The organism is Lentzea sp. NPDC051213 (genome assembly GCF_044455585.1).
In the GTDB taxonomy this organism is placed as follows: domain Bacteria; phylum Actinomycetota; class Actinomycetes; order Mycobacteriales; family Pseudonocardiaceae; genus Lentzea.
In genome coordinates this window covers 595,185-620,593 of the sequence record NZ_JBITEX010000003.1, presented here as the reverse complement: position 1 = coordinate 620,593, position 25,409 = coordinate 595,185, and the positions used below count along the sequence as shown (strand labels likewise).

At 69.1% G+C, this 25,409-nt stretch carries 20 protein-coding genes; 8 read left to right on the top strand and 12 right to left on the bottom strand.

Annotation, left to right across the window (positions count from 1 at the left end; all coding sequences use genetic code 11):
• Positions 1-14: 14 nt before the first annotated feature.
• Both tuf and ACIA8G_RS15970 read right to left on the bottom strand, forming a co-directional pair.
• Positions 15-1,196, bottom strand: a complete 1,182-nt coding sequence (gene tuf / locus ACIA8G_RS15975; RefSeq protein WP_396419211.1) for an elongation factor Tu — start codon at positions 1,194-1,196, stop codon at positions 15-17.
• Between the two features lie 205 nt (positions 1,197-1,401).
• Positions 1,402-2,274, bottom strand: coding sequence for a LysR family transcriptional regulator (locus tag ACIA8G_RS15970; RefSeq protein ID WP_396419209.1), 873 nt, complete (start codon positions 2,272-2,274; stop codon positions 1,402-1,404).
• A gap of 70 nt (positions 2,275-2,344) precedes the next feature.
• Here ACIA8G_RS15970 and ACIA8G_RS15965 point away from each other — a divergent pair, with 70 nt between their 5' ends.
• The 6 genes from ACIA8G_RS15965 to ACIA8G_RS15940 all read left to right on the top strand — a co-directional run bounded on the left by ACIA8G_RS15965 (position 2,345) and on the right by ACIA8G_RS15940 (position 6,296).
• Entirely contained in the window at positions 2,345-3,352 is a 1,008-nt protein-coding gene (locus ACIA8G_RS15965) for an FAD-binding oxidoreductase (protein ID WP_396419208.1), read from the top strand.
• 5 nt (positions 3,353-3,357) lie between these two features.
• Positions 3,358-3,978: a response regulator gene (locus ACIA8G_RS15960; protein WP_396419207.1), complete on the top strand. Its 621-nt coding sequence runs from the start codon at positions 3,358-3,360 to the stop codon at positions 3,976-3,978.
• A gap of 70 nt (positions 3,979-4,048) precedes the next feature.
• Positions 4,049-4,417 (top strand): ATP-binding protein, encoded by a 369-nt coding sequence (locus ACIA8G_RS15955; RefSeq protein WP_396419206.1) that lies wholly within the window; start codon positions 4,049-4,051, stop codon positions 4,415-4,417.
• 16 nt (positions 4,418-4,433) lie between these two features.
• A complete protein-coding gene (locus ACIA8G_RS15950) occupies positions 4,434-5,447 on the top strand; it encodes a PAS domain S-box protein (protein ID WP_396419205.1) in 1,014 nt (337 codons plus the stop codon).
• Positions 5,444-5,812, top strand: a complete 369-nt coding sequence (locus ACIA8G_RS15945) for a response regulator transcription factor (RefSeq protein ID WP_396419203.1) — start codon at positions 5,444-5,446, stop codon at positions 5,810-5,812. Before ACIA8G_RS15950 ends, ACIA8G_RS15945 begins: the two co-directional genes overlap by 4 nt.
• A gap of 100 nt (positions 5,813-5,912) precedes the next feature.
• On the top strand, positions 5,913-6,296 hold the full coding sequence (locus ACIA8G_RS15940) for an STAS domain-containing protein (RefSeq protein WP_396419202.1): 384 nt from the start codon (positions 5,913-5,915) through the stop codon (positions 6,294-6,296).
• Between the two features lie 22 nt (positions 6,297-6,318).
• On the opposite strand, the gene ACIA8G_RS15935 is transcribed toward ACIA8G_RS15940, so the two are convergent.
• From ACIA8G_RS15935 to ACIA8G_RS15905, 7 genes are all read right to left on the bottom strand, one after another.
• The gene (locus ACIA8G_RS15935; protein ID WP_396419201.1) at positions 6,319-7,464 is read right to left on the bottom strand and encodes a glycosyltransferase; all 1,146 of its coding nucleotides are present in this window, start codon (positions 7,462-7,464) and stop codon (positions 6,319-6,321) included.
• 50 nt (positions 7,465-7,514) lie between these two features.
• Positions 7,515-8,600: a nucleotide disphospho-sugar-binding domain-containing protein gene (locus ACIA8G_RS15930; RefSeq protein ID WP_396419199.1), complete on the bottom strand. Its 1,086-nt coding sequence runs from the start codon at positions 8,598-8,600 to the stop codon at positions 7,515-7,517.
• Positions 8,601-8,628: 28 nt separating this feature from the next.
• Complete coding sequence (locus ACIA8G_RS15925; RefSeq protein WP_396419198.1) at positions 8,629-9,150, bottom strand: TetR family transcriptional regulator; 522 nt, start codon at positions 9,148-9,150, stop codon at positions 8,629-8,631.
• Positions 9,151-9,213: 63 nt separating this feature from the next.
• Complete coding sequence (locus ACIA8G_RS15920) at positions 9,214-10,137, bottom strand: hypothetical protein (RefSeq protein ID WP_396419197.1); 924 nt, start codon at positions 10,135-10,137, stop codon at positions 9,214-9,216.
• 143 nt (positions 10,138-10,280) lie between these two features.
• Entirely contained in the window at positions 10,281-13,049 is a 2,769-nt protein-coding gene (locus ACIA8G_RS15915) for an AAA family ATPase (RefSeq protein WP_396419196.1), read from the bottom strand.
• 86 nt (positions 13,050-13,135) lie between these two features.
• Positions 13,136-14,059 (bottom strand): LCP family protein, encoded by a 924-nt coding sequence (locus ACIA8G_RS15910; protein ID WP_396419195.1) that lies wholly within the window; start codon positions 14,057-14,059, stop codon positions 13,136-13,138.
• Positions 14,056-14,562: a SigE family RNA polymerase sigma factor gene (locus ACIA8G_RS15905; RefSeq protein ID WP_396419193.1), complete on the bottom strand. Its 507-nt coding sequence runs from the start codon at positions 14,560-14,562 to the stop codon at positions 14,056-14,058. Before ACIA8G_RS15905 ends, ACIA8G_RS15910 begins: the two co-directional genes overlap by 4 nt.
• 162 nt (positions 14,563-14,724) lie before the next feature.
• On the opposite strand from ACIA8G_RS15905, the gene ACIA8G_RS15900 reads away from it, so the two are divergent.
• Positions 14,725-16,335 carry a ricin-type beta-trefoil lectin domain protein gene (locus ACIA8G_RS15900; RefSeq protein ID WP_396419192.1) on the top strand — a complete coding sequence of 537 codons (1,611 nt, stop codon included), beginning with the start codon at positions 14,725-14,727 and terminating at the stop codon, positions 16,333-16,335.
• Between the two features lie 7 nt (positions 16,336-16,342).
• Here ACIA8G_RS15900 and ACIA8G_RS15895 read toward each other — a convergent pair whose 3' ends face one another.
• Genes ACIA8G_RS15895 through ACIA8G_RS15885 form a run of 3 tightly spaced genes read right to left on the bottom strand, consistent with a single transcriptional unit; the run spans position 16,343 to position 18,759 of the window.
• Positions 16,343-17,146, bottom strand: coding sequence for an SAM-dependent methyltransferase (locus ACIA8G_RS15895; RefSeq protein ID WP_396419191.1), 804 nt, complete (start codon positions 17,144-17,146; stop codon positions 16,343-16,345).
• A gap of 58 nt (positions 17,147-17,204) precedes the next feature.
• Complete coding sequence (locus ACIA8G_RS15890) at positions 17,205-18,257, bottom strand: hypothetical protein (protein ID WP_396419189.1); 1,053 nt, start codon at positions 18,255-18,257, stop codon at positions 17,205-17,207.
• Positions 18,250-18,759 (bottom strand): RNA polymerase sigma factor, encoded by a 510-nt coding sequence (locus ACIA8G_RS15885; protein ID WP_396419188.1) that lies wholly within the window; start codon positions 18,757-18,759, stop codon positions 18,250-18,252. The genes ACIA8G_RS15890 and ACIA8G_RS15885 overlap by 8 nt, the downstream gene beginning before the upstream one ends.
• Before the next feature lie 425 nt (positions 18,760-19,184).
• On the opposite strand from ACIA8G_RS15885, the gene ACIA8G_RS15880 reads away from it, so the two are divergent.
• On the top strand, positions 19,185-25,403 hold the full coding sequence (locus ACIA8G_RS15880) for an SdrD B-like domain-containing protein (RefSeq protein WP_396419186.1): 6,219 nt from the start codon (positions 19,185-19,187) through the stop codon (positions 25,401-25,403).
• Positions 25,404-25,409: the final 6 nt, after the last annotated feature.

Genomic DNA, 25,409 nt, shown 5'->3' with positions numbered 1-25,409 from the left:
TCGTCACCGCCGCCCTAAGCGAGGATCTCGCCGACCGTGCCGGCACCCACGGTCTTGCCGCCCTCGCGAATCGCGAAACCGAGCCCGGTGTCCATCGCCACCGCCTTGCCCAGCTCCACCGTGACCTCGACGGTGTCACCTGGCATGGCCAGCGTCCTGTCGAGCTCCACCACTCCGACGACGTCGCCGGTGCGGAAGTGGAACTGCGGGCGGTAGTTCGACGCGATTCCGGTGTGCCGGCCGCCCTCGGCGTGCGAGAGCAGGTACACCTTCGCGCGGAACCGGGTGTGCGGCGCCACGCTGCCCGGCAGGGCCAGGACCTGGCCGCGCCGGACCTCGCCGCGCTTCACGCCCCGCAGCAGCACCGCGGCGTTGTCTCCCGCCTGGGCCTGCTGCATGGGCTTGCCGAACGTCTCGATGCCGGTGGCGACGGACGTCACGGCCGAACCGAGACCGAGCACCTCGACCGTGTCGCCGAGGCCGAGCACGCCGCGCTCCACCGCGCCGGTCACGACGGTGCCGCGACCGGTGATGGTCATGACGTTCTCGATCGGCATCAGGAACGGGCCGTCCAGGTCACGCGACGGCACCGGAACGTGCGTGTCCACGGCCTCCAGCAACGACACCACCGACGCGGTCCACTCCGGGTCGCCCTGCAGCGCGCGCAGGCCGGACACCCGGACCACCGGCGTGGCGTCGCCGTCGAAGCCGTACCTGGACAGCAGGTCGCGGATCTCCAGCTCCACCAGGTCGAGCAGCTCCGGGTCGCTCACCGCGTCGGCCTTGTTCAGCGCCACCACCACGTACGGCACGCCCACGCGGTGCGCCAGCACCACGTGCTCACGCGTCTGCGGCATCGTGCCGTCCTCGGCGGACACCACCAGGATCGCACCGTCCAGCTGCGCCGCCCCCGTGATCATGTTCTTCACGTAGTCGGCGTGGCCGGGCATGTCGACGTGCGCGTAGTGACGCGTGGGCGTCTCGTACTCGACGTGCGCGATGTTGATGGTGATGCCTCGGGCCGCCTCTTCCGGCGCGCGGTCGATGCGGTCGAACGCCGTGTAGGTGGTGCCGGAGGGGTCCATCTCCGACAGCACCTTGGTGATCGCGGCGGTCAGCGTGGTCTTGCCGTGGTCGACGTGCCCCATGGTGCCGATGTTGAGGTGCGGCTTGGCGCGCACGAACTCTTGCTTCATTGCCCTAATCCTCGGAATAACAGCTGGAGGTTCAGAACCGATGAACCGCTACAACCCTCCTCCAGCGGTCCTGAAGGATGGACTGGAGAAGGGTCAGAGTCGGGCGCCGGCCAGCTGTGCCGAGGCAACGGCGAGCGCGCCCGCAGGAACACCTGCGAACGTGTTGTGCTCAGCCGTCAGGAACATGCTCATGATCGTGACAGAGCTACCGATTCGCTGTCACGTGGTTTTCCGCGAGCCGGATCAGCGCCCGCGCGGCCGGGCTGTGCGGGGCATCGGTCCGCCACGCGAACGACAGCCTGCTCCGCGGTGACGGGTCGGTGATCCGCACCGCGTGCAGGCCGGCGGTCATCGACTCGGCCAGGATCGCGGGACCGAGCCCGCGCTGCGCCAGCGTGATCACCATCGGTGGCGCGGACGCCTCGAAGGCGATCCGCGGCCGCCGCGTGCCACAGGCCGCGTCCAGCGCCCCGCGCAGGCCGGTACCGGGCGGCAGGCTGATCAACCCGCGCGTGAGCAGCTCCTCCACCGTGACGGATTCCCTGTCACACCAAGGATCCGGAGCGGCGACCGCGGCCACGAGCGGTTCGTCGGCCAGCACCCGGACCGACAGCCCGGCAGGCACGTCGCCGGAATACCCGACCAGGGCGAAGTCCAGCTGACCGTCCACAAGGGAGGACACCAGCGAGTCGGAGTTGGCCTCCACCAGCGTGATCTCCACATCGGGATGCGAAGAGTGAAACGCCGACAGCAGCTCGGGCAGGTCCATGATCCCGCACGACACCACCATGCCGACGCGCACGACGCCGCGCACAAGTCCGGCCAGCTCCTCCACGGTCCGCCTGGCCGACTCCACCGAGGCCAGCGCCGCCCGCGCCAACGGCAGCACCGCCGCGCCCACGTCGGTCAGCGTTACCGTGCGCCCCGACCGGTCCAGCAGGTCGTGCCCGAGCTCCCGCTCGAGTCGCCGGATCTGCGCGCTCACACCGGGTTGCGCGACGTGGACCCGTTCCGCCGCCCGTGTGAACGAGGCCTCCTCGGCGACCGCGACAAAGTACTCCAGCTGGCGAAGCTCCATAACCAACGATTATAGCCAGCAGCAGAACCAGATCTTGGACTTATAACCGCAGCAAGACCAGGCTGAAGGCATGCAGATCTTCCACCCCGGCGACTCCGGTTACGACGACGAACGCAGCGGCTTCCAGACCAGCCTGAAGCACGAGCCGCAGGTGATCTTCGCGGTGGAGAGCGCGCAGGACGTCGAAGAAGCCCTGCGGTACGCCGAAACCCACGGCCTGGACCACACCGTTCAGGCCACCGGCCACGGCCTCACCACCCCGGCCACCGGCGTCCTCATCTCCACCAGGCGCATGAACGAGGTCCACGTCGACCCGGTCACCAGAATCGCGAGGGCCGGGGCGGGCGCGGTCTGGCAGCAGGTCATCGACAAGGCCGCGCCACACGGTCTCGCCCCGCTCAGCGGTGACGCGTCGGACGTCGGCGTCGTCGGCTACACGCTCGGCGGCGGCTACAGCGTGCTGGCCCGCGAGTTCGGCTTCGCGAAGGACCGCGTCCGCACCACGGAGAAGGTCGGGGATGTCGTCACCGCGCTGGAGTTCGAGCTCCTCGAGGTCGGCCAGGTGCACAGCGGCGAGATGCATTTCGACGCCCGGCACGCGGAAGCTGTGTTCGACGCGTTCCACAGGTGGGACCTGCCGGACCACGTTACGACGTCGCTCACCACCATTTCCTTCCCCGGCCACGACATCGTGCGGCTGACGTACGCGAGCACCCGCCCGTTCAGCGTCGACCACCTCCGCGTGGCGCCGAGGCTGACCGACGAGCTCAGCGCCAAGCCGTTCGGGCAGGCCGTCGGCGCCCCGCTGCCGCCGCACACCTACCAGGGCGACAACGTCCTGCTGAACGACCTGCCGCTGGACGTGCTGCACCGCGTCCGGGAAACGGCCGCGAACTCGAGCGTGCCGATCTTCCTCGGCCTGGTCCCGCTCGGCGGTGCCCTGAAGATCGACGCCACCCACCTGCTCAAGTTGATCTCACCCCGGCTGCACGTGCGCGAGCAGCACGAAGAGGTGTTCGACGTGGTGCGGCCATTTGTGGTCGGCAAGTCGCAGAACTTCGTGTACGCCGTAGGCTGATCGGTATGACCAGAGTGGTTCTCGTGGAGGACCACGACATGGTGGCCGAGGCGATCGGGCTGGCGCTGGAACGTGCCGGGATCGAGGTGATCGCCCGCGCGGCCACCGTCGCGGCGGCGCTCGTGGAGAGTCGCCGTGGCGAGCCCGATGTCGTCCTCCTCGACCGCAGGCTTCCTGACGGCGACGGCACCGCGCTGATCCCGGAACTCGTCGCGGGTGGCGCCAGGGTGCTGGTGCTGACCGGCGAGGCGACCGCGTCGATCGCCGCCCGCGTCGCCGAGACCGGTGGTGCCGGGCTGATCCTCAAGTCGGCGCGCCTCGACGAGCTGGTCGACGCGGTCCTCAAGGTCGCGGCCGGCGAGTCGGTGTTCGATCCGAAGCTGCTGGCCGGCGTGCTGGACCGGCTGACCGGACGGGTCAAGCTCACCGGTGCCACGCTGACCGCGCGCGAGCAGGAGACGTTGCTGCTGCTCGCGGACGGCGCGGGCACCGACCAGATCTCGACGCGGCTCGGCGTCGCCCGCAACACCGCACGCAACCACGTGCAGCGCGTGCTGGACAAGCTGGGTGCGCGGTCGAAGCTCGAGGCGGTGTCCATCGCCCGGCGCGAGGGCCTGCTCGACTGATGCAACTGCACCAGACGGCCTGAGTCACCTGCGTCTGCACCGATCCACGTCGCTGCTGCACTGTGATTCAGTGGCCACGAGTTCGCTCACCGAAGCCGTGTTCTCCCTCCCTGACGAGGACCGGCGTGGCGGCGTGGCACTCGCCCGCGACTTCGCTCGCCGCGCCACCGTCACCTGTGCCTACCGCGGCAACCACGAGGACGTCGTGCAGGTCGTCAGCGAACTCGCCACCAACGCCGTCTGCCACGGCAGCGGGCGTCCGCTCGTGCGCATCCTCGGCGGTGAGGGGCAGGTGCTGGTCGAGGTCGTCGACGACGACGCCCACCCGGCGCCGCGGGCCGGCAGCTGGGGACTCCTGCTCGTCGCCCAGCTCGGATCCCGCTGGGGCGTCGCCGAACGCGATGGTCAGAAGGTCGTCTGGTGTGAGCTGACGGCGTAGCGGTCATGATGACGCCGTGCAGGAGAGCGAGGAACTGTTCCGGCTGCTCGTTCAGGGTGTCCGCGACTACGGGATCTTCATGCTCGACCCCGGCGGGCACATCGTGAGCTGGAACGCCGGTGCCGAGCGCATCAAGGGCTACACCGCCGACGAGATCATCGGGCGGCACTTCTCCACGTTCTACCCGCCGGAGGACGTGCAGTCGGGCAAACCGGACTGGGAGCTGCGGGTCGCGCGGGCGGAGGGCACGCTCGAGGACGAGGGCTGGCGGGTCCGCAAGGACGGCACCCGGTTCTGGGCGAACGTGATCATCACGGCCCTGCGCGGCGAGGACGGCGAGCTGCGCGGGTTCGGCAAGGTCACCAGGGACATGACCGAACGGCGGCGCGCCGAGCAGCAGCTCATCGATCGGCGCCGGCTGCTCGCGCACCTCGTCGAGGCGCAGGAGCAGGAACGCCAGCGAATCGCGTGGGACGTCCACGACGACACGATCCAGGCCATGGTCGCCGTCGACATGCGGCTGCAGCTGCTCGCCCGCAAGCTCCCGGAGGAGCACCGCGAGGCCGTCGAGCAGCTCGACGACGCCGTGCGCGACGCCATCGGCAGGCTGCGCAACCTGGTGTTCCGCGTCCGTCCGCCCGGCATCGAACGCCAGGGGCTCACGGAGTCATTGGTCGCCTACCTCTCCGACACCGCCATGTCGGGCGAGGTGCGCAACACGCTCCAGCGCGAGCCCTCGAACGACGCGGCCGTGACGATCTTCCGCATCTGCCAGGAAGCGCTCACCAACGTCCGCAAGCACGCTCGGGCGACGACCGTCACCGCCACGCTGTCCACAGTGGACCGCGGGTTCCTGGTGCGGGTGACCGACGACGGCGTGGGCCTGCCCGATCTCGACCCGAACGCCGGTCACTTCGGCCTGATCGAGATGCGGGAACGGGCGGAGGCTGCGGGCGGCTGGTGCACCGTCATGAGACAGGAGAGCGGCGGCACGGTGGTCGAGTTCTGGCTCCCGGACGTGCGGCCGTGATCCTCCGGGTGCTGATCGCCGACGACGATCCCCTGATCAGGGACGTCCTGCGCGACGTGCTCGACGACGAACCCGACATGGAGGTGGTCGCGGTCGCCGCGGACGCCCGTGAGGCCGTTGAACTGGCCGAACGGCACGCTCCGACGGTGGTGGTGCTCGACGTGCGGATGCCGCACGGCGGCGGTTCGCACGCGGCGACCGAGATCCTGCAGCGGACGCCCGGCACACGCATCCTGGCGTTCTCCGCCTACACCGACGCGGGCGCGGTCGACGAGATGCGCCGGGCCGGCGTCATGGACTACCTGGCCAAAGGCGCCCGCAACACCGAGCTGGTCGCCGCCGTCCGTCGTTTGGGCGGGCAATAGGTTGTGGTGTGGAAGCAACGGTCGTAACGTCGTGGGTAGCCGGGTTCAGCAGTGTGCTCGGAGTCCGAGCTACATGTGCTTCGGCCACCGGGGAGTACTGGTGAACGAAGATCGGTTCAAGGAGTCTCCACTGCTCACCGTGCGTGCTAGAGAGTTCGCCGGGGTGGTGGTGGTCGCGGTGGAAGGCGAGATGGACGTCGACACCGCGGACATCGTGCTGGACGCATTGCGTCTCGGCTTCGAATCCCCCAGTCCCGCCGTGGTCGCCGACCTCACCGGGGTCAGCTTCTTCGGCTCGACCGGCATCTCCACGCTGATCACGGCCCACGAGCTCGCAGGCGAGTACGGCACGGATTTCCACGTCGTGGCACCACATCGCGCGGTCAAGCGACCACTGCAGGTGACGGGAGTGGTCGACGTGCTGTCCCTGCACGACTCGGTGGACGAGGCGGTGTCGGCGCTGAAACCGGTGCCCAGCGAGTAGTCACCGGGCACCGGTCGGGTTCTCACCCGGCCAGCTCGACGAGCTTCGGCACGACGTCGTCCGGGTGTGGCATCTCCGCGATCTCCGCGGCGATGCCCGCCACCGCGCGGTGCACGTCGTTGTCCTGCAGCAGCTTCCGCGTCACCTCGTGGACGGCGTCCGGCGTGAACTCCTCGCCGACGAGCTGGGCGCCAAGTCCGGCGTTCGCCACGATCTCGGCGTTGCGGAACTGGTCGGCCCCCTGAGGCAGGACCAGCTGAGGCAGGCCGACCGCCATCGAGCTCACCGTGGTGCCGGCGCCGCCGTGGTGCACGACGAGATCTGCGTGCGCGAGCAGATCCGCCTGAGGCACCCACGGCAGCACGTGCACGTTGCCCGGCACGTCGGTCAGCGCGGACGGCTCGACCTGCGGCCCGGTGGCGACCAGCACCTCGGCGTCCAGGTGGGCCAGCCCGGCGATCGCCGTCCCCAGCACGTCGGGATTGGCGAAAGCCGTGCCGAACGTCAGATACACCAGCGGCTTCGCGTGCCCGGCCACCCATTCGGGCAATTCGCCCGGTTCGGCGAACGGTATCGGCCGCATCGGAATCCGATCGACGTCCGCGAGATAGCTCAGATCCTGCAAAGACGGTGGGAAGACGTCGAGATAAGGTGATCCGAGTCCATAATGATGCCCATCAGGCAAGGTAATACCGAGTTCCGTCACGTACTCCAGGAACAGGTCGCTCATGGCCTCGGGGACAAGGGTCTCGTCCATCTTGCCGAAACCGTGGCACACCGCCGGAATCCCCGCCCTCATGGCGGCGAGACCCGCGCCGGGGTTGATGATCTCAAACACGACGAGGTCGGGCTTGTCGTGTTCCAGCACCGGTTCCAGGTCGGTCAGGTAGGCCCTCGGCAGCACGGAACCGAAGGCGTCGACCGCCGTTTGCCGCAACATCTCGCGTCGAAACTCGGGTGTGCCGTGCAATTCGTTGGCCTGGCGGAACGCCGCCCAGATGCTCAGGCCCGCATCGACCACCGTGAAACCCAGCTCTGCCACGGTCTGGTGAAATCCGGGGTCGACGGCGTAGAGAACGTCGTGTCCCTGCTCGCGGGCGGCGATCGCGAGCGGGAGTAAGGGGTATGTGTGTCCGTGCGAGCCTAAGCTCGAGAAGAGAATGCGCACGCGAACACATTAGGTGTTGCTCTATTACGGTGGGGCAAATATCGAGTGGCCTACTCGATCTCGGCGGAGACGAGGCTTTCCCACTGAGCGGCGATGTCCGCCGGTGCCGGCATCTCGGCGATCTCCTCGCACAGCTCACCGGCGGCCCGCTGCAGCTTCGAGTCCTCGATCAGCCGGGTGAGCAGTTCCGGCGTGATCTCCCGCGGCCCCGCCTTCAGCCCCGCGCCCCGCCCGGTGATCGCGTTCGCGTGCACCGTCCGGTCACCGGGGCCCGGTTCGACGAGCTGCGGCACGCCGGCGGCCAAGGCGCCGAGCACCGTGCCGGCGCCGCCGTGGTGCACGATGCCGTCGCAGAACGGCAGCACGCGCGGAATCGGCACCCACCCGACCGTCCTGACGTTGTCCGGCAGGCCTTCCGTCCGTGCCGGCCGCACCAGCACGAACTCGGCGTCGACGCGGTCCGCCGCCTTCGCGACCGCCGCCATCATCCGGCCCGCACCGGGACCGGGTGCCGTGCTGCGGCTGACCAGGATGCGCGGCCGGCCGGACGGTTCGGCGAGCCACGCAGGCACCTCGCCGTCACCGCTGTAGGCGACGAACCGCATGAGCCGCCCTCCGGGGAACTCCGCCAGCGTCGGCGGAGCGGTGCGCAGAACCGTTGCGGGGGAACGCACTTCGGCCTTCATCCGAGCCCCGACGGCGGCGGTGAGCTCCAGTCCGTCGAACAAGGACACGTCGTGCACGATCGACGGCACGTTCAACGCGGACCCGGCGGCGGCCAGCGGTTCGTGCACGACGACGTCCGGCTTCCACCGCCTGGCAAGGGCTTGCAGCGGCTCGGTCATCGCGTTCCCGACCGTGCCGAAGAGCCGGGACACGAAGTCGAGCCTGCCGCTCCCGCGCAGCTCCCTCTTGGCCACCAACGGATGCGTGACCATGATGCGCAGCGCGATCGGTCCGAACCGGACGTCCGCGGGGACCACTTCCTCGACGTGCAGACCGGAGTCGCGGACCCGCAGTGCCTCGCCGCCGGTCGCGACCACGACCTCGTGGCCGGCCTCGCGCAGGGCCAGGGCCAGCGGCATCAACGGGAAGACGTGACCCAGCAACGGTGCGGCAACGACGAGAACGCGCATACAGCCAGGCTAACCGCAGCCGGCTGAGTCAGGGCCCGACCAGCCGCCGCACCGCGTCCTCGACGGTCCGCCGCCGCGCCACGTGGTCCGAGCCGTCGTCCGGCGCGTTGGACCACATCGATGCGATCGCCAGCACCAGCGCGAGCACCTGCTCCGCGGTGAAGCACGTGGACACCAGCCCCTGCCGCTGTGCCCGGCGGATCGCCTCGACCTCGGCGGCCCGGCTGACCCGGCCCGGCCGCTCCAGCTGGTGCCACGTGGCGAGCCGGGCGAGTTCAGGATGCCGGTGCTGCCGGTCGTACAACCGGGCCGCGTACTCGGGCAGGTCGTGAGCGTCGAACTCCACGAACGCCGCGTCCACCACCTCGCACTGCACGGCATCGAACAGCGCGTCCTTGCCGCCGTAGTAGGTGTAGGCGAGACCGGCGCTGCACCCGGCGATGCGGGCGATGCGTTCCATGCGCGCGCCGCCGAACCCGTAGGCCGCGAACTCCACGAACGCGGCGTCGAGCAACCGGCGGCGGGTTTCTTCCCGGTCGCGGCTGGCCATGGTGATCAGGCTATGGCGAAGGGGCCGCACCCCTGAAGGGTGCGGCCCCGGAAGAACCAGTGATCACTTGGCCATGTCGAACCAGTTGAAGCCCTCGACCATCTGACGGGTCGTGTCGCTGACGTAGCGCGTGCCGGTCAGCTCCCAGCGCGTCACCCACTTGTAGGTGCCCGGCTCCATCGACTCGTCCTCGGCGGTGTTCTCGTCGTCCTTGCTCGGCGAGTACTGCTGGAACACGCGCTTGGTCAGCGTGACGTCGAGCGCCTCGTAGTCGGACTGGGTCAGCAGGTAGTCGGCGGTCTTGTTGTGGTCAGCCGCGCGGCCCGGGTCGGCCAGCTTCAGCTTGATGACGTTGCCGCCGAACGAGCCGGTGGCGGACACGACCGTGACGATGTGGCCACCGCTGCGCTGCAACGAGTAGGGGGCGGGAGCGTCCTTGTAGCGGCCGTACACGAGCTGCAGGGGACCCTCGTTCAGCTTGCGGGCGAGGTCACCGGCGAAGTCCGGGTTCTCGAGCGTGCTGACGACACCCCGGGAGGTCTGCCAGCCGGCGTCACGGGCGGGCTGGGTGGCGATGTCCCACGCGGTGCGCAGGTTCGTCAGGTTGGTGGCGCCGTTGTACTTGGCGTCGAAGCCGATCTTGCCGATGGCTGCGGTGTTGAGGTCGTAGTCGCTCTGCTTCTGCGGGTCGATGTCACTGACCCTCGTGGGCCCCCAGCCGATCGGCGCGCCCTTCACGTGGCCCCAGTAGTGCAGGACGTTGTACAGCGAGGTCGGGCCGCAGTAGGCGTTGCCGTTGTTGTCCAGGTTGACGCGGAACTGGTCCACATCGCTCACGCCGCACTTGCGGACGTTGAAGTCCGGGCCGGTGAGGTCGGAAGCGGTGACGCACGGTGCCGGGGTGCCGACGATCGGGTCAGCCATCGCGGTGGCGGGGGCGACTACGGCGGTGAGAGCGGCGGCGGCGATCAGAGCGTTGCGGATCATTTCGGTTTCCCCTTCGAGATCTTGTGTTCCCCTGTGGTGACACAAGATTCGCCGAGGCAGACCCCCAGACGCATGAGGGGAGATCCCTCAACTCGAAACCGCGAAAGATGGGTGTATCAGGACCACCCCCACCCGCATCTGTACTAGGCAAGAACGCGAGCGAGATCCCGTCTACCTGCGATTCCGAGCTTCGTGTAGATCCGGCCGAGGTGATTCTCCACGGTCTTCGGCGTCACGAACAGCTCCTGCGCGATCTCCCGGTTCGCCCTCCCGGCCGCGGCCAGGTCGGCCACCCGCCGTTCGGACGCGGTCAGCGACCCCGTACCCGCGATCTCGGCACCCATCACGATCTGCCGCCGCGGCCGGTCGCCCAGGGCCTCCAACGCCTCGACAGCGCGCGTTCGCAGCGCGGTCGAGCCGCACTGCGCGGCCAGCTCGATGGCTCGGTGCAACGGTTCCCGCGCGTCCGTCCGCCGCCGTGCCACCCGCAGCGTCTCGCCGAGGTCCACCAGCGACCGGGCGAGCTCCAGCCGGGACGGTGACCCCTCCAGCACCGACACCGACTCGGTCAGCAGCTCCAGCCGTGACCCGGCGGAGGTGTGCGCGAGCAGGCGCAACGCGGCGCCCACCTCGGTCGCGGCACCCCACTTGCGCGCCACGTCGAGTTGTTCCGCGGCCAGCTCCCCGGCCGGTTCGCCGAGCAGCAGCAACGCCCGCACGGCCACCCCGCGCCACGGGATCGTCGGCGGGTCGACCTGCACCGCGGCCATCGCGTCCCGCTGCCGGTGGGCCTCGATCAGCGCCTGTGCCGCGTCTCCGCGGGCCAGCGCGATCAGGCCCCGCACCTCGTGCAGCCAGATCGTCGGCATCATCGGCGGCGACCCGGCGTGCGCGAGGTCGAACGCGTCCATCGCCGCCTGCGCCGCGGCGACGTCACCGCGTTCCAGCGCCGAATAGGCGGCGAAGTGCGTCGAGGTCGCGCGCAGGCCGATCACCTGCGACACCGGGTCCTCCTGGGCGATGGCCGCGAGCGCGCCCTCCGCCTCGGCCTCGACCACCTGCATGTTGCCGCAGCGCCAGTTCAGGAACTGCGAGGCGTTGGTGACCATGGCGAACTCGACCGGCGAGCCGTGCGCCCGCACCTTCAGCCGGGCGCGGTCGATCTCGCGCCGTGCGGTGTCCACGCCGTCCGCGGCCATCAGCGCGAGCAACGCGACCAGCCACGCCACCATCGCGTCCGTGCTGCCCGTCGCGTCGTCGAGGTACGCACCGTTCGCGAGCGCGCGCGTCGCCGTCGCGGCCACCTCGTCGTGCGGCCACACCTCGTAGCGCCCCATCTGCGCGACGAGGCCGAGCAACGTGCGTTCGTCCGGTGTGCCGCCCGCCAGACCCGCGTAGCCGCTGAGGTGCAGCGACGCCGTGGGCCGCTGCTCCGGCAGGAACGAGCGGAACACCGCCAGCCGTGCCTCCAGGTGCAGCCGCGACTCGCCGTCCGGCCGGGCCGCGATGGCCTCGGTCAGCTCGTCGATCGCCGCCGCCGGTCCCTCGATCACCGCCGTCGCCGACGCGGCCGCCGCCACGAGTTCCGCGTCCGGCAACCCGACCGCGGCCGCCTTCAGATGCCGGTGCGCGTTCACCGCGTCCCCGGTCCGCAGCAACGCCCGCCCCAGCTCCGCCCGCAACCCGGCGTCGTCCGGGCGCTCGTCCACGGCTCGCGCCAGATGCGCCGCCGCGGTCGTGGCATCACCGGCGGCGAGCAGTGCGGAAGCGGCCTTGCGCAGCACCTCCGCGGCGTTCGGCAGGGTCCCTTTAGGAGCGTGCACGAGATGCGCGGCCACTCGATCCGCCGGTGCGTGCGCCTCCCACAAGGAAGTCGCAGCGCGCGCGTGCAACGAGGCGCGCGCGATCGGTCCGAGGCCGGTCAGCACCGCCTCGTGCACCACGGGATGCACGAACTCCAGGTACTCACTGGTGACGAGCACGTTCGCCGCGACCAGCGCCTCGACGGCGGCCGGTAGGTCGGCGACGTCGGCCAGCGCGGCGGCCTGCCACGGATCGGCGTGCGACCCGAGCACGGCGACCGCACCCGCGAGCGCCACGGCGGGCGCGGGCAGCCGGCCGAGCGTGGCCCGGAAGACGGTGCTGGGCCCGAGCCCGCTGATCCGCTCGGCCGTCGCGGGCTCGTCCAGCGGCAGCCCGAGCGCCCGCAGCTCGTCGACCAGGACCCCGGTCAGGAACGGGTTGCCGCCGCTGGCCGCGTGCAGCGCGGCGATCACCTCGGGATGCCCGCCCACCAGGGCCTGGATCGCCTCCGGGGTGAGCGGGCGGGGCATCAACCGGTCCGCGGACACGCTGAGCTGCGCGAGCGGCCCGAAGTTGTCCGCGGGTGGCCGGGTCGCGACGACCAGCGCGATCGGCAGGTCGGCGATCCGGCGGGACAGGTAGACGAGGAACTGCAACGACGACAGGTCCGCCCAGTGCGCGTCGTCCACCGTGATCAGCAGCGGGCGGGTGGAGGAGAGATCCACCGCGACCCACCACAACGAGTGCAGCGTGCGGGCGAGCTCGGCCTCGCTGGGGTCGAGCGCGGCGTCGTCCAGGGCCTTGAGCGCGGCCCCGGACGGCCCGGCCAGGATCTTCTCCCTGATCTCGCCGGAGTACCGCGTGACCGAGCGCTCGACCATCTGCCGGACGACGCCCCACGCCATGGCGCTCTCCAGGGCGTCGCCGACAGCTTGAAGTCGCCCGAACCCGCGCTCCTTGGCCAGCTCACGGCACTCGCGCACGAGCCTGGTCTTGCCTATCCCGGCACGGCCCTCGATGACGACGACACGACCCTCACCACGGGTGGCCGCGTCCAGAGCTTCACGAATGTGCGCGATCTCGTGGTCTCGCTCAAGGGGTTCGCGCACGGAGTGATCGTAGCGGCCATTCGGCGGGCTACATGCTGGTCATCGGCTGTCCAAAGGGGCGACTTGATGCTCCATTGGTGTGAACGTCAGTTCACGCACCCGGTCTCGGTGGGCGTCGGGTCGGCGAACTGCTTCCCGACGTACGTCTTCCCCGTCCCAGGGCTGACTTCGTAGGGAGGGTTCATGTCCTTGGGGGTGCCGACCGGCATGATCGTCGTCCGGATCTTGACCGGGCCCTGGAACCGCTGGGCGAACTCCAGCACGTCCCACCCCTGGTCGACGCTGATCGACCTGCTGATCTCGCGTGCGAGAGGGAGCGCGTTGTCCTTGGTGACCTTCGCGGCGATCCCGCTGAGGACCGCGTGCAGTCGCTTGATCCGGTCCAGGTCACCGTTGGGCAGGTTGCGGCGCTGGCGCAGGAACGCGAGTGCGTCCTTGCCCTGGAGGATCGACTTGCCCGCAGGCAGGTTCACACCGCTGATGTCGTCCTCGGTGGCGGCTTTCAAACAGACCTCGACACCGCCCACGGCCGACGAGAGCCGGCCGAACTCGGACATCTTGATCGCGGCGTAGTGGTCCACCTTCGTGTCGGTCAGCGCTTCGACGGCGCTGGTCAGCTTCTTCGGGTCCGCCAGGAACAGGCTGTTGATCTTCTCCTGGCCGACCAGCACGTCGCGCGGCAGCGACACGGCGCTCACGGTGCCGTCCTCCCTGAATCGCGCGTACACGATCGAGTCCGTGTTGCCGACCTCGTCGAGACCCAGGAGCAGCACGTTCTGCGCGGTGCTCGGCGCTGTCGGGCTCGTCGCCGGCGGCGCGGCCTCGGTCTTCTTGATGGCCGTCGGGACGATGAATGCCGCCGCAGCGGCGGCCACGGTCAGCGTCGCGACGCCGATGATCATGCCGAACGGCTTGCGGGCATTGCGCTTGTGCAGTTCGGCCAGCACGGTCCGGGAGTCGACGCGCTCCTCGGCCTCCGCTGCGATGGCCGAGCGGATGAGGTCGTTCATGAGTGCACCCCCAGGGCGGCGGATCGGGCGATTTCGTGGGCGCGCAACGTCTGCAGCGCGCGAGAGAGTTGGCTGCGCACGGTCGATTCCGTGCAGCCGAGCACCTGTGCGATCTCCGCGTCGGAGCAGTCCTCGTAGAACCGCAGCACCAATGCGGCACGTTGCTTGCGCGGCAGGACAGCGATGCGTGCGCGCATGGCCTCTCGTTCGGCGTGCGCGTCGGCCGGATCAGCCGTGGACGGCACGTGCTTGGCGAGCTCGCTGCGTTCCACGGCGATCTCCCGCGCGGCCCTGCGATGCCGCCACGACAGGTAGTCGTTGGTCACCATGCGCTTCACGTAGAGATAGGGGACGTCCATCTCCCCGATGCGTCCCCACTTGCCCTGCGCGCGCAGAAGGACGTTCTGCACGATGTCCTGCGCCAGATGTTTGTCGCAGGTGAGCGCGGTGGCGTACCTCAGCAGCCGGTCGAGCCGGTCAGCGACGAACTGGTCGAACCCCACGCCGCCCCCTTCGTGTCCGTGGTCGTTGGCGGTCCGGGAAACCCCCGCGACCCCTCGATCCGCTGCATCGGCTTGTGTGGCCTGGCCCACAGATGTCTCGGTTCGGACGGAATTCCGTGTGAAGCCTTTTCACGTTCACGTTGATCCGCGAGCCTGCACCCCATGCGCATCATCCCTGCACTCGCGCTGTTGTCGCTGCTGGTCGTCGTCCCTGTCGACGCCCAGGCGGCACCCAACGGCTCGTACTACCTGCAAAGTGCCGTGACCGGCCAGAACGCGGCCGTCTCCGGCTCCTCCGTGGTCCAGCACCGCCCCAAGGGCAACGAGGACCGCCAGCAGTTCACCTGGAACGGCAGCACGCTGTCCGAGGGCGGCCAGTGCCTCGGCCGCTCCGGCGACGCCGCCCAGATGGTCAGCTGCTCGAGCGCGGACGCCCAGTGGGTCGCCACCCTCGACGACCAGGACCGCTACCGGCTGAAGGACCCCGGCTCGTCCCGCTACCTGATCGCCTCCGGCACCGACCAGGTCCGCGTCGGCACCGGCAACGACACCTGGTTCCTCACGCCGGTGAACCCCGTCCGCGTCCCGGCCCCGAGCGACCCGCGCCTGGACCAGATGACGTTCCTGACCTCCCACAACGCCTACGCGAACGGCGTCGACGGTGGCTTCACCTTCGGCAACATCGCCCCGAACCAGTCCCGCGGCATCGTGCAACAGCTGGGCGACGGCGTCCGCGGCTTCATGCTCGACATCCACCAGACGTCCGACGGCGCGATCCTCTGCCACAACAGCTGTACCGCCGTCAGCAAGCCCGTCGCTCTCAACGTCGACATCAAGCGCATCGTCGACTTCCTGAAGTCACGCCCGACCGAGGTCGTCACGGTCTTCCTGGAGGACTACGTCTCCGCCGACGTGCTGCGAGCCGAGCTCGCCAAGGTCAGCGGTCTGAACGACGTGCTCTACCGCGCCGAGGGCGTGCGGGAGAACGGCTGGCCGACGTTGTCGCAGATGAGGGCCAGTGGCAAGCGTTTGCTCATCTTCACCGACCACAGCAAGGACGGCCGCGAGAACTCGGGCGTGCTGTACCAGAAGGACTGGACCGTCGAGAACTACTGGTCGATGGGCTCCGGTGCGGGCGCCTCCGACTGGTCCTGCTACTCCCGCTGGGGCGAGAAGCCGCTCACCGCAACGGAAGCCGGCTTCCGCCCGCTCTTCGTCATGAACCACTTCCGCGACGTCCCGATGTCAGGCACCGTCGCGACGGACAACTCGAAGGCCGCCGACCGCGCCCGCCGCTTCTGCGAGCCCGCGGCCCGCAAGACCGCGAACTACCTGGCCATCGACTTCTACCACTCGAACACGCCGGCGCTGCCGACCGAGCGGTTTCCCTCCGGTGCCGGTTCCGTCGAGCTGCCGTCGAACCTCTGCCTGGACAACAACGGCGGCGGCAGCGACAACGGCAACCCGGTGCAGATCTGGGAGTGCAACAACTCCTATGCGCAGAAGTGGCGCGTCGTCGCGGACGGCACCATCGCGATCTCCGGCAAGTGCCTGGACGTCGACAAGAGCGGCACCGTCAACGGCACGATCGTTCAGCTGTGGGAGTGCAACGGGACCGGTGCGCAGCAATGGCGCGTGCGTCCGGACGGCACGGTGCAGAACCCGCAGTCGGGGCTGTGCCTGGACAACCCCGGCGCGTCGAGCACGCCGGGAACGCGTCTGAACATCTGGAGCTGTAACGCGTCCGCAGCCCAGGTCTGGAAGTTCCGCTAGCGCAGGGCTAGAGCTTCCGGCCGACCCCGACGTACACGTCCTCGGGGCCGCCTTCTCCGGCCGGGCCGAGCTCGGGGTGCCACTTCGGTGCCGCGACGACGCCCGGCTGGAGCACCTCCATGCCCGCGAACATGGGCTCGAAGTCCGCGTGCGAGCGGAAGTACATCGGGTCTCGGCTGTGCTTCATGGCCTCGACGACGGCGCCCATCTCCTGCGGCTTGAAGTCCGCGGTCAGGTGCGACAGCGCGATCAGGCTGCCGGCCGGCATGGCGTCGCGGTAGCGGGCGACGACCTCGGCCGGGCCCTTCTCGTCCGAGACGAAGTGCAGCACGGCGACCATGAGCAGGCCGACGGGCTTGGAGAAGTCGATCAGGTCCTTCACGACCGGGTCGGACAGGACGTCGTCCGGCCGGCACATGTCCGCCTGCACGACGCCTGCGTTGTCGTTGCCTTCCAGGATGAGCTGGCTGTGCGAGACCGCCACCTCGTCGTAGTCGACGTACACGACGCGTGCGTCGGGGTTTTCCTGCTGCACGATCTCGTGGACGTTGCCGACCGTCGGGATGCCCGAGCCGAGGTCGAGGAACTGGGTGATGCCCTGCTCCATCATCAGCAGGACCGCGCGGCGCATGAACGACCTGTTCGACGACGCGATCGCGCGGCCGTCCTTCAGCACCTGCAGCACCTTCTCGCCGACCATGCGGTCCGACGCGAAGTTGTGGCCACCTCCCAGCAGGAAGTCGTAGACCCGTGCCGCGCTGGGCACATCCGTGTTGATTCCTGTGGGGACCCACGAAAAAGGCTCGGCCATGCCGGAGAACCTACCCGTTTGCGCGCACGCGTGTATCGGCCCGGATCGGGTGAAAACGTCAGTCACAGCGCGCGAAACGGGCCGAGATCTGCTCTACCAGCCCGGACGCGCCGGCGACGCGGGCTTCGTGGTCCAGCCACCGCAGCTGGTCGTCGGCGCGCACCGAACGCAGGTTCTTCGCCGCTGCCACGGCTTCGCCGGCGCACTCGCCGGCAGTGGCCGTGTCACCGATCGCGAGGTGGTTGCGGGCCAGCACGGTCAACGCGATCGTGCGGGCACGCACGCGTTCCTCGCCATATGTCTCAACTTTTGTTGTGAGTGACGCGATTGCCCGCGCGGGATCGGTCAGGTCGCGCTGGTCTGTCCACGAGTTGTGCGCGGCCACGAAACCGAGCTGGAACGCTTTCAGCGCTTCCTGAGGTGCGTTGTGGTGCAGGAACATTCGTCCGGCCCGTGTCAGCACGGAGGCGATCAGCGACTCGTTCTCCGCCTGCCTCGCCAGCGTCAGGGCCCGCGAGAAGTGCGGCAGCGCCACGCCGGGCAGCCCGCTGTCGAACGCGGTCCAGCCCGCCAGTTCGTGCACCTCCGCGACCGCTGTCCAGGTCGGGGCGTCCCCGATGACGATCTGCGGTTCGACGGCGGCGAGGTGCTCCAGCACCGAGGCGTGGCAGGCGATCCCGCCGTAGCGCCGGTCCAGCTCGCGCAACGCCCGTGTGCGCGCCTGCACTCGTTCCGCGGCGATGCGTTCGGACGGCGCCTCCGCGGGCAGCCAGTCGAAGGTCGGCGCACCGACCATCACCCTGGCCGCGTGCTCCAGAAACCGTTGCCTGGCCTCGGAGTTCTCCTGGATCAGCTCGTCGGCCTCGGGGAACCCGTCGGCCACGGCGAGCCGGCACCACCGTGCGGCCTCGGTGTTCTCGCCGAGTGCGAACAGCACGCGCGCCAGCCGTACGGCCGCGTCACCGAGGCGCTGGTCGGCGACGACCCGGAACCGCACGGCCGCCTCGCGCAGGTCTCCGGCCCGTTCGGCGGCCTCGCCCGCGCGGTAGAGCCGTTCGACCGCCTCGTCGAGTTCGAACCGGGCCAGCAGCCGGTCGGTCCTCTCAGTCATCACTGCCTCCCAGGATCCGCCGCAGCTCGGCGCGGCCACGGGTGAGGTGCGTGCGCACGGTCGACTCGCCGACCATCAGCACGGACGCGATCTCGCTGATCGAGTAGCCGAGCAGGTGGTGCAGCGCCACGACCTCGCTGTGCCTGGGGGAGAGCTGCCGCAGGGCGGAGTGCACCGCCTCCACCTCGTGCACCTGGTCGAGCGCATCGACCGCGGGCACCGCGACCAGGGGCGTCTCGCACTGGTGGCGCTGCTGCCAGCGGCGCATCAGCCTCAGTGCCACCTTCAGCACCCACGCCTCAGGTTTGTCGTACGAGCGGATGTCGTCCCACCGGTGGCGTGCGATCAGCAACGCCTCCTGCGCCACGTCCTCGACCACGCGGGTGTCGCCGGTCAGCGCCGCGAGCGTCCTGGTCAGCACGGGCAGGCAGCTGCGGAAGAAGTCGGCGAAGCCCTGGTCGTCGACCGGCTCCGGTGTGCTCAACGGTCTTCCCTTCAGCATCCGCTCGTGTCCTTAAGCGCCCGCAGGCGACCTTCACCGGTTACAGGCGCTGAAACCAGGAAAAGCTGAGTCCGAAGTGGGGATTCACCCGTTCAGAGTCATCAGCCGAAAGGTCAAGCCGTGACCTGCGCGATCAGAGATGACCCGGTGGAGCGAACCTCCTCAGTGGACAGTCGCTCTCCGCAACGTCCTGGTCTAAACGCGAATTCACGATCGTGAAGCGCAATACACCCGACATGGGGAGAACGGTCTACGGACCGCAACAGAAAACGGATATCAGGCGGCCGGGTACGGGCGGCAAGTTCACCGAGAAGAGCGACAAGTGGATGCCCGAGCGTGGTCAACGACGGGCGGACCTGCGGAAACGGTGGCACTTTCCAGATTCCCGCAGTGTGCCCCCCGACCTGCTGCCTAGGAGCGATTTCGTGAAACGCCCGCTCGCCGCCGCGCTCGCCGCGCTCGTGGCCGCATCGTCCGCCGTGGTGATCCCAGCGGCGCAAGCCGGTCCAGGCGACGGTTCGCTGACCGTGAAAGTCATCCGTGACGTCAACGCGAACGGCACGTACGAGGCCGCGCTCGAAGTCGGCGTGGCCGGTGCCTCCGTCGTCGTGACCGACCCCGCGGGCCAGTCCGCGACCGGCACGACCGGTGCGGACGGCAACGTGACCGTGGGGCTCGGCCCGGTGAGCGGTGGCAAGTACCGCGTGCAGGTGAACCCTCCGGCCGGCAGCGTGCTCAAGCCCGCCCCCGCGGGTACCGGCCTCGAGAGCAACACGATGTTCGTGGACGTCTCCGGCAACAAGAACGTGAGCGTCACGACGGCGCTGTGGAACCCGGCCGACTACTGCCAGTCCACCCCGACGCTCATCACGGCCTGCCAGCGCAACGCGGTCAAGCCGGGCGCCGACAACAACGCGCGCTCGCTGATCTCGTTCCCGTTCACCGCGCGGCAGAAGGCGCCGGCGCCGACGCAGCTGCTCAAGCAGAGCGACATCGGCACGGTGTTCGGTCTCGCGTACCGCAAGCAGGACAAGCGGATCTTCGCGGGCGCGTTCGCCAAGCGGCTCGCCGCCTACGGTCCCGAGGGTCAGGGCGCGATCTACGTGACGCCGTCCACCGGTGGCTCGGCGTCGCTGTTCACCAAGGTGCCGGACGCCGGTACCAAGCCGCACAACATGAACACGAACTTCGACGGGCCGTTCTACAGCGTTCCCGGCACCGAGTCGCTCGGTGACCTGGACCTGTCCGAGGACGGCAGCGAGCTCTACGTCGTCAACATGGCCGACAAGAAGCTCTACGTCTACGACGCCACCCAGGCGACGGCGGCCGCGCCGAAGGCTTCCTACGCCACGCCGGCCGGCGCGTGCGCGAACGCGGGCGACTGGCGGCCGGGCGCTCTGGCGGTGCGCGACGGCGTCATCTACCTCGGCGGCGTCTGCTCCGCGCAGAGTTCCAACAACGCCAACGACATGAAGGCCGTCGTCTACCCGTTCCAGAACGGCGCGTTCGGTGCCGCGGCCGTCAACAAGTCGCTGAACTTCCCGCGCGGCTACGCGTCGAACCTGGTGCCGGGCAGCAACAAGTGGCTGCCGTGGAACGACAGCTGGGCCCAGATCCTCAAGGGCAACCAGGACTGCCCGAACTGCGCGGCCCGGCCGATGGCGTTGCTCACCGACATCGAGGTCGAGGCCAACGGCGACCTGGTGCTCGACTTCCGCGACCGCTTCGGTGACATGACCGGTTTCGAGATGCCCGCGCCGAACGGCCAGGAGCCGAACAAGGGCTGGGAGGGCTTCAGCGGCGGTGACCTCAACCGCGCCTGCAAGTCCGGCAACACCTACAACTGGGAGGGCACCGGCGGTTGCCCGAACAACCGCACCAACGGCAACTCCGGCAACGAGGCCGCGGACGTCATCGAGTACTACCCGGGCGAGTTCTGGGGTGGCACGGCCGACTACAACCCGCACCACGAAACGTCGCAGGGCGCGACCGCGCTGGTGAAGTCCGCCGACCGGATGCCGGCGATCATCATGGACCCGCTGACCATCGTCACGGGTGGTGTCGGCTGGTTCAACCGCGCCGACGGCACGATGGAGAACGCCCAGCACTCCAACTCGTACGAGATCTCCAACCAGAACACCGAGGGCTGGGGCAAGGCGAACGGTCTCGCCGACCTCGAGGCGCTGTGCGACCTGGCGCCCGTCCAGCTCGGCAACCGCGCCTGGTTCGACACCGATGGTGACGGCACGCAGGACGGCAACGAGCCCGCGATCCCCGGCGTGAAGGTGACGGCGACGCCGTGCACCGGCGGTGGAGCCGCGCTGCAGCCGAAGACCACGAACGCCAAGGGCGAGTACTACTTCGGGACGGCCGATGGCCTGAAGCCGGACACCTGTTACAACCTGACCTTCGACCTGACCGGGGTGAACGCGGCCACCTTGCCGGGTGCTCCGAACCAGGCCGATCTGAAGTGGACGACCAAGGAGGCGGGCCCCGACCGGGTCATCGACTCCAATGTGGACGCCGCGGGCAAGGCCCAGGTGACCATCGGCAAGCCGGGTTCGGTCGACCACACCGTCGACGCCGGCATCGTCGCGAAGGTCACCAACAGGCTCGGCGACTTCGTGTGGGTCGACACCGACAAGAACGGTCTGCAGGACACCGGCGAGCTGGGTGTTCCCGGCGTGACCGTGGTGCTGAAGAAGGGTGACGGCACGCAGGTCGGCCAGCCGAAGCTGACGGACGCGCAGGGCAAGTACCTGTTCGACCAGCTCGACGACGGTGTCTACAAGGTCTGCTTCGACCTGTCGACGTTGCCCGCGCAGTACGCCGGGTACGTCTTCACCGGCAAGGACGCCGGCGACGACACGAAGGACTCGGACGCGGATGCCGTCGACGGCTGCACCGCGACGACGACGTTGGGCGCCGCCAAACGCGAGGACCTGACGCTCGACGCGGGCCTCGTGCCGCCGAACAACAGGCTCGGCGACCTCGTCTGGAAGGACACCAACCGCAACGGCCTGCAGGACGGCGACGAACCGGGTGTGCCCGGCGTGACCGTCACGCTGAAGGACGGCGCGGGCACGCAGGTGGGCCAGCCGAAGCCGACGGGAGCGGACGGCAAGTACCTGTTCGACCAGCTGCCCAACGGCACCTACCAGGTGTGCTTCGACATCTCGACCGCACCGGCCGAGTACGCGGGCTACCTGCTGACGCGCCTGAACGCGGGCGCCGACGACAAGGACTCCGACGCCGATCCGGCGACGAAGTGCACGCACACCACGACGTTGGGCCCCGACAAGCGCGAGGACCTGACGCTGGACGCGGGCATCCGGCCGCCGAACAGGCTCGGCGACTACGTGTGGATCGACGTCAACAAGAACGGTCAGCAGGACGACGGCGAACTGCCGGTGGCCGGGGTGACCGTGAAGGCCGGTGACCTGACCACCAAGACGGGTGCCGACGGCAAGTACCTCTTCGACAAGCTGCCCGATGGCGAGTACACGGTCTGCTTCGACAAGACGAACCTGCCCACGCCGGTCGCGGACTACATCCCGACCACCCCGAACGCCGGTTCCGACGACGCGAAGGACTCGGACGCGGCCGCCGACACCTGGTGCGCCCCGCCGACGAAGCTCGACGTGGACCGGCCGGAGGACCTGACGATCGACCTCGGCCTGATCCCGCCGGTCAACCGCCTCGGTGACTACGTGTGGATCGACGTCAACAAGGACGGTCTGCAGGACGCGTCGGACATCCCGGTCGAGGGCGTCAAGGCGACGCTGTCCACCGGCGCGACCACGACGACGGACGCGCAGGGCAAGTACCTCTTCGACAACCTGCTCGACGGCACCTACAAGGTGTGCTTCGACATCGCGAACCTGCCTGCGGCGGTGAAGGGCTACAAGGTCACCACGCAGAACGCCGGTAACGACGACGCGAAGGACTCCGACGCGGGTGCGGACGGCTGCACGGCGGAAACCACGCTGGGCACCGGAAAGCGCGTCGACCTGACGCTGGACCTGGGTCTCGTCTCCCCGCCGAACAAGTTGGGCGACTACGTCTGGGTCGACATCAACCGCAACGGGGTCCAGGACGGTGACGAGCCGGGCGTGCCGGGCGTGACCGTCAAGGTCGGTGACAAGACCACGACCACCGGCGAGAACGGCAAGTACGAGTTCCCGGACCTCCCGGACGGCACGTACACGGTGTGCTTCGACATCAAGAACATGCCGGCGCCGTACCAGTCCTACCTGGTCACCCGTCCCGACGCGGGCGGTGACGACGCGAAGGACTCCGACGCGAACGCCGAGGGCTGCGCGCCGCCGACGTCGCTCGGTGCGGGCAAGCGCGAGGACCTCACGCTGGACCTCGGCATCAGGCCGCCGAACAAGCTCGGCGACACGGTGTGGCTCGACGAGAACAAGAACGGCGTCCAGGACCCGAACGAGCCCGGTGTTCCCGGGGTCACCGTGAAGGTTGGTGACAAGACCACGACCACCGACCCGAACGGCAAGTACGAGTTCCCGAACCTGCCGGACGGCAAGTACAAGGTGTGCTTCGACCTCGCCGCTCTGCCGGGGCCGGTCGCGGACTACCAGGTCACCAAGCCGAACGAGGGTGGCGACGACGCGAGGGACTCGGATGCCGACGTGGCAACGGGTTGCGCGCCGGAGGTCGAGCTGAACGTGGACAAGCCGGAGGATCCGACCATCGACATGGGTCTGATCTCGCCGGTGAACCGCCTCGGCGACTACGTGTGGGTCGACGTCAACAAGGACGGTCTGCAGGACGCGTCGGACATCCCGGTCGCGGGCGTGACGGCCAAGCTGAACACGGGCGCCACCACCACGACCAACGCCGAGGGCAAGTACCTGTTCAACGACCTGCCGAACGGCACTTACAAGGTGTGCTTCGACCTCGCGAACCTGCCCGCGGTGGTGAAGGACTACAAGGTCACGCTGCAGAACGCCGGTGGTGACGACGCGAAGGACTCCGACGCGGGCGCCGACGGCTGCACGGCGGAGACCACGCTGGGCACCGGAAAGCGGGAAGACCTGACCCTGGACCTGGGTCTGGTGTCCCCGCCGAACAAGCTCGGCGACCTGGTGTGGCGTGACGACAACAAGAACGGCGTCCAGGACGACGGCGAGCCCGGCGTCCCCGGCGTTCCCGTGAAGGCCGGTGACAAGACCACGATCACCGACCCGAACGGCAAGTACGAGTTCCCGGACCTGCCGGACGGCAAGTACACGGTGTGCTTCGGACCGATGCCGGACGCGGTGAAGGACTTCGTGTACACGACGCCGAACGTCGGCGACGACGGCAAGGACTCGGACGCCGACCCGGCCACCGGCTGCGCCCCCGAGGTGGAGCTCGGTGTCGGCAAGCGCGAGAACCTGACCGTGGACGCCGGCATTCACCCGCCGGCCAACGGTGTCGGTGACTTCGTGTGGATCGACGCGAACAAGAACGGTCTGCAGGACGAGGGCGAGAAGCCCGTCGAGGGCGTGACCGTCAAGCTGTTCGACGCCCAGGGCAAGGAGCTGGGCACGAAGAAGACCAGCCCGGACGGGAAGTACTACTTCACCGACGGCCTGCTGGACGGCACGTACAAGGTGTGCTTCGACATCAAGAACCTGCCTGCGGCGGTGGCGGACTACACGCTCACCAAGCAGAACTCGGGCGATGAGGCGAAGGACTCCGATGCCGATCCGGCGACCGGGTGCACGTTGCCCGTGACCGTGGGCGTGGGCAAGCGCCGTGACTACACGATGGACGCGGGTCTGGTCGCACCGCCGAACCGCATCGGTGACTTCGTGTGGTCCGACACCAACCGCAACGGCGTGCAGGATCCGGGCGAGCCCGGCGTGCCCGGTGTGCCGGTGAAGCTGGTCGACGAGAAGGGCAAGCCCGTCGGCGATCCGGTGAAGACCGACAAGGACGGCAAGTACGAGTTCCCGAACATCCCGGACGGGACCTACAGGGTCTGCTTCGAGATGGGTGCCCTGCCGGGCCAGCAGGCCGGCTGGGTCGCGACGAAGCCGAACACCGGCGACGACGCGAAGGACTCGGACGTCGACCCCGCAAGTGGTTGCACGCCACCGGTCACCGTGGGCGTGGGCAAGCGGGACAACCCGACCCTCGACCTGGGTCTGGTGCCGCCGACCAACCGCGTTGGTGATTTCGTCTGGTACGACAACAACTCCAACGGGGGGCAGGATCCCGGCGAGCCCGGCGTGCCGGATCTGCCGGTGTTCCTGCAGGACGGCGCCGGCAAGCCGGTGGCGCAGAGCAAGACCGACAAGGACGGCAAGTACCTGTTCACCGATCTGCCCGACGGTGAGTACAAGGTCTGCTTCAACGCCGATCCGCAGTCGGGTCTCGTCGCCGGTCGCAAGCTGACCAGGCCGAACGCCGGTGACGACGGGAAGGACTCCGACGCCGACCCGGCGACCGGATGCACCCACGTCGTCAAGCTCGGCCCGAACAAGCGGGCGGACCTGACGCTCGACGCGGGTCTGCTGCCCAAGCCGCCGCTCGCCGCCACGGGTGCGTCGGTCTGGGGCTGGCTCGGTGCCGGTCTGGCTCTGCTGATCGGCGGCGCGTTCCTGCTCCTGATGGGGCGTCGTCGCAGGGTCTGATTCGAG

Coding starts and splice junctions, on each gene's coding strand:
- ACIA8G_RS15890 (WP_396419189.1), bottom strand. CDS start 18,257: ATGACTGAGAGGACCGACCGGCTGCTGGCCCGGTTCGAACTCGACGAG.
- ACIA8G_RS15965 (WP_396419208.1), top strand. CDS start 2,345: ATGCAGATCTTCCACCCCGGCGACTCCGGTTACGACGACGAACGCAGC.
- ACIA8G_RS15960 (WP_396419207.1), top strand. CDS start 3,358: ATGACCAGAGTGGTTCTCGTGGAGGACCACGACATGGTGGCCGAGGCG.
- ACIA8G_RS15920 (WP_396419197.1), bottom strand. CDS start 10,137: ATGATCCGCAACGCTCTGATCGCCGCCGCCGCTCTCACCGCCGTAGTC.
- ACIA8G_RS15970 (WP_396419209.1), bottom strand. CDS start 2,274: ATGGAGCTTCGCCAGCTGGAGTACTTTGTCGCGGTCGCCGAGGAGGCC.
- ACIA8G_RS15895 (WP_396419191.1), bottom strand. CDS start 17,146: ATGGCCGAGCCTTTTTCGTGGGTCCCCACAGGAATCAACACGGATGTG.
- ACIA8G_RS15900 (WP_396419192.1), top strand. CDS start 14,725: ATGCGCATCATCCCTGCACTCGCGCTGTTGTCGCTGCTGGTCGTCGTC.
- ACIA8G_RS15930 (WP_396419199.1), bottom strand. CDS start 8,600: ATGCGCGTTCTCGTCGTTGCCGCACCGTTGCTGGGTCACGTCTTCCCG.
- ACIA8G_RS15910 (WP_396419195.1), bottom strand. CDS start 14,059: ATGAACGACCTCATCCGCTCGGCCATCGCAGCGGAGGCCGAGGAGCGC.
- ACIA8G_RS15925 (WP_396419198.1), bottom strand. CDS start 9,150: ATGGCCAGCCGCGACCGGGAAGAAACCCGCCGCCGGTTGCTCGACGCC.
- tuf (WP_396419211.1), bottom strand. CDS start 1,196: ATGAAGCAAGAGTTCGTGCGCGCCAAGCCGCACCTCAACATCGGCACC.
- ACIA8G_RS15885 (WP_396419188.1), bottom strand. CDS start 18,759: ATGCTGAAGGGAAGACCGTTGAGCACACCGGAGCCGGTCGACGACCAG.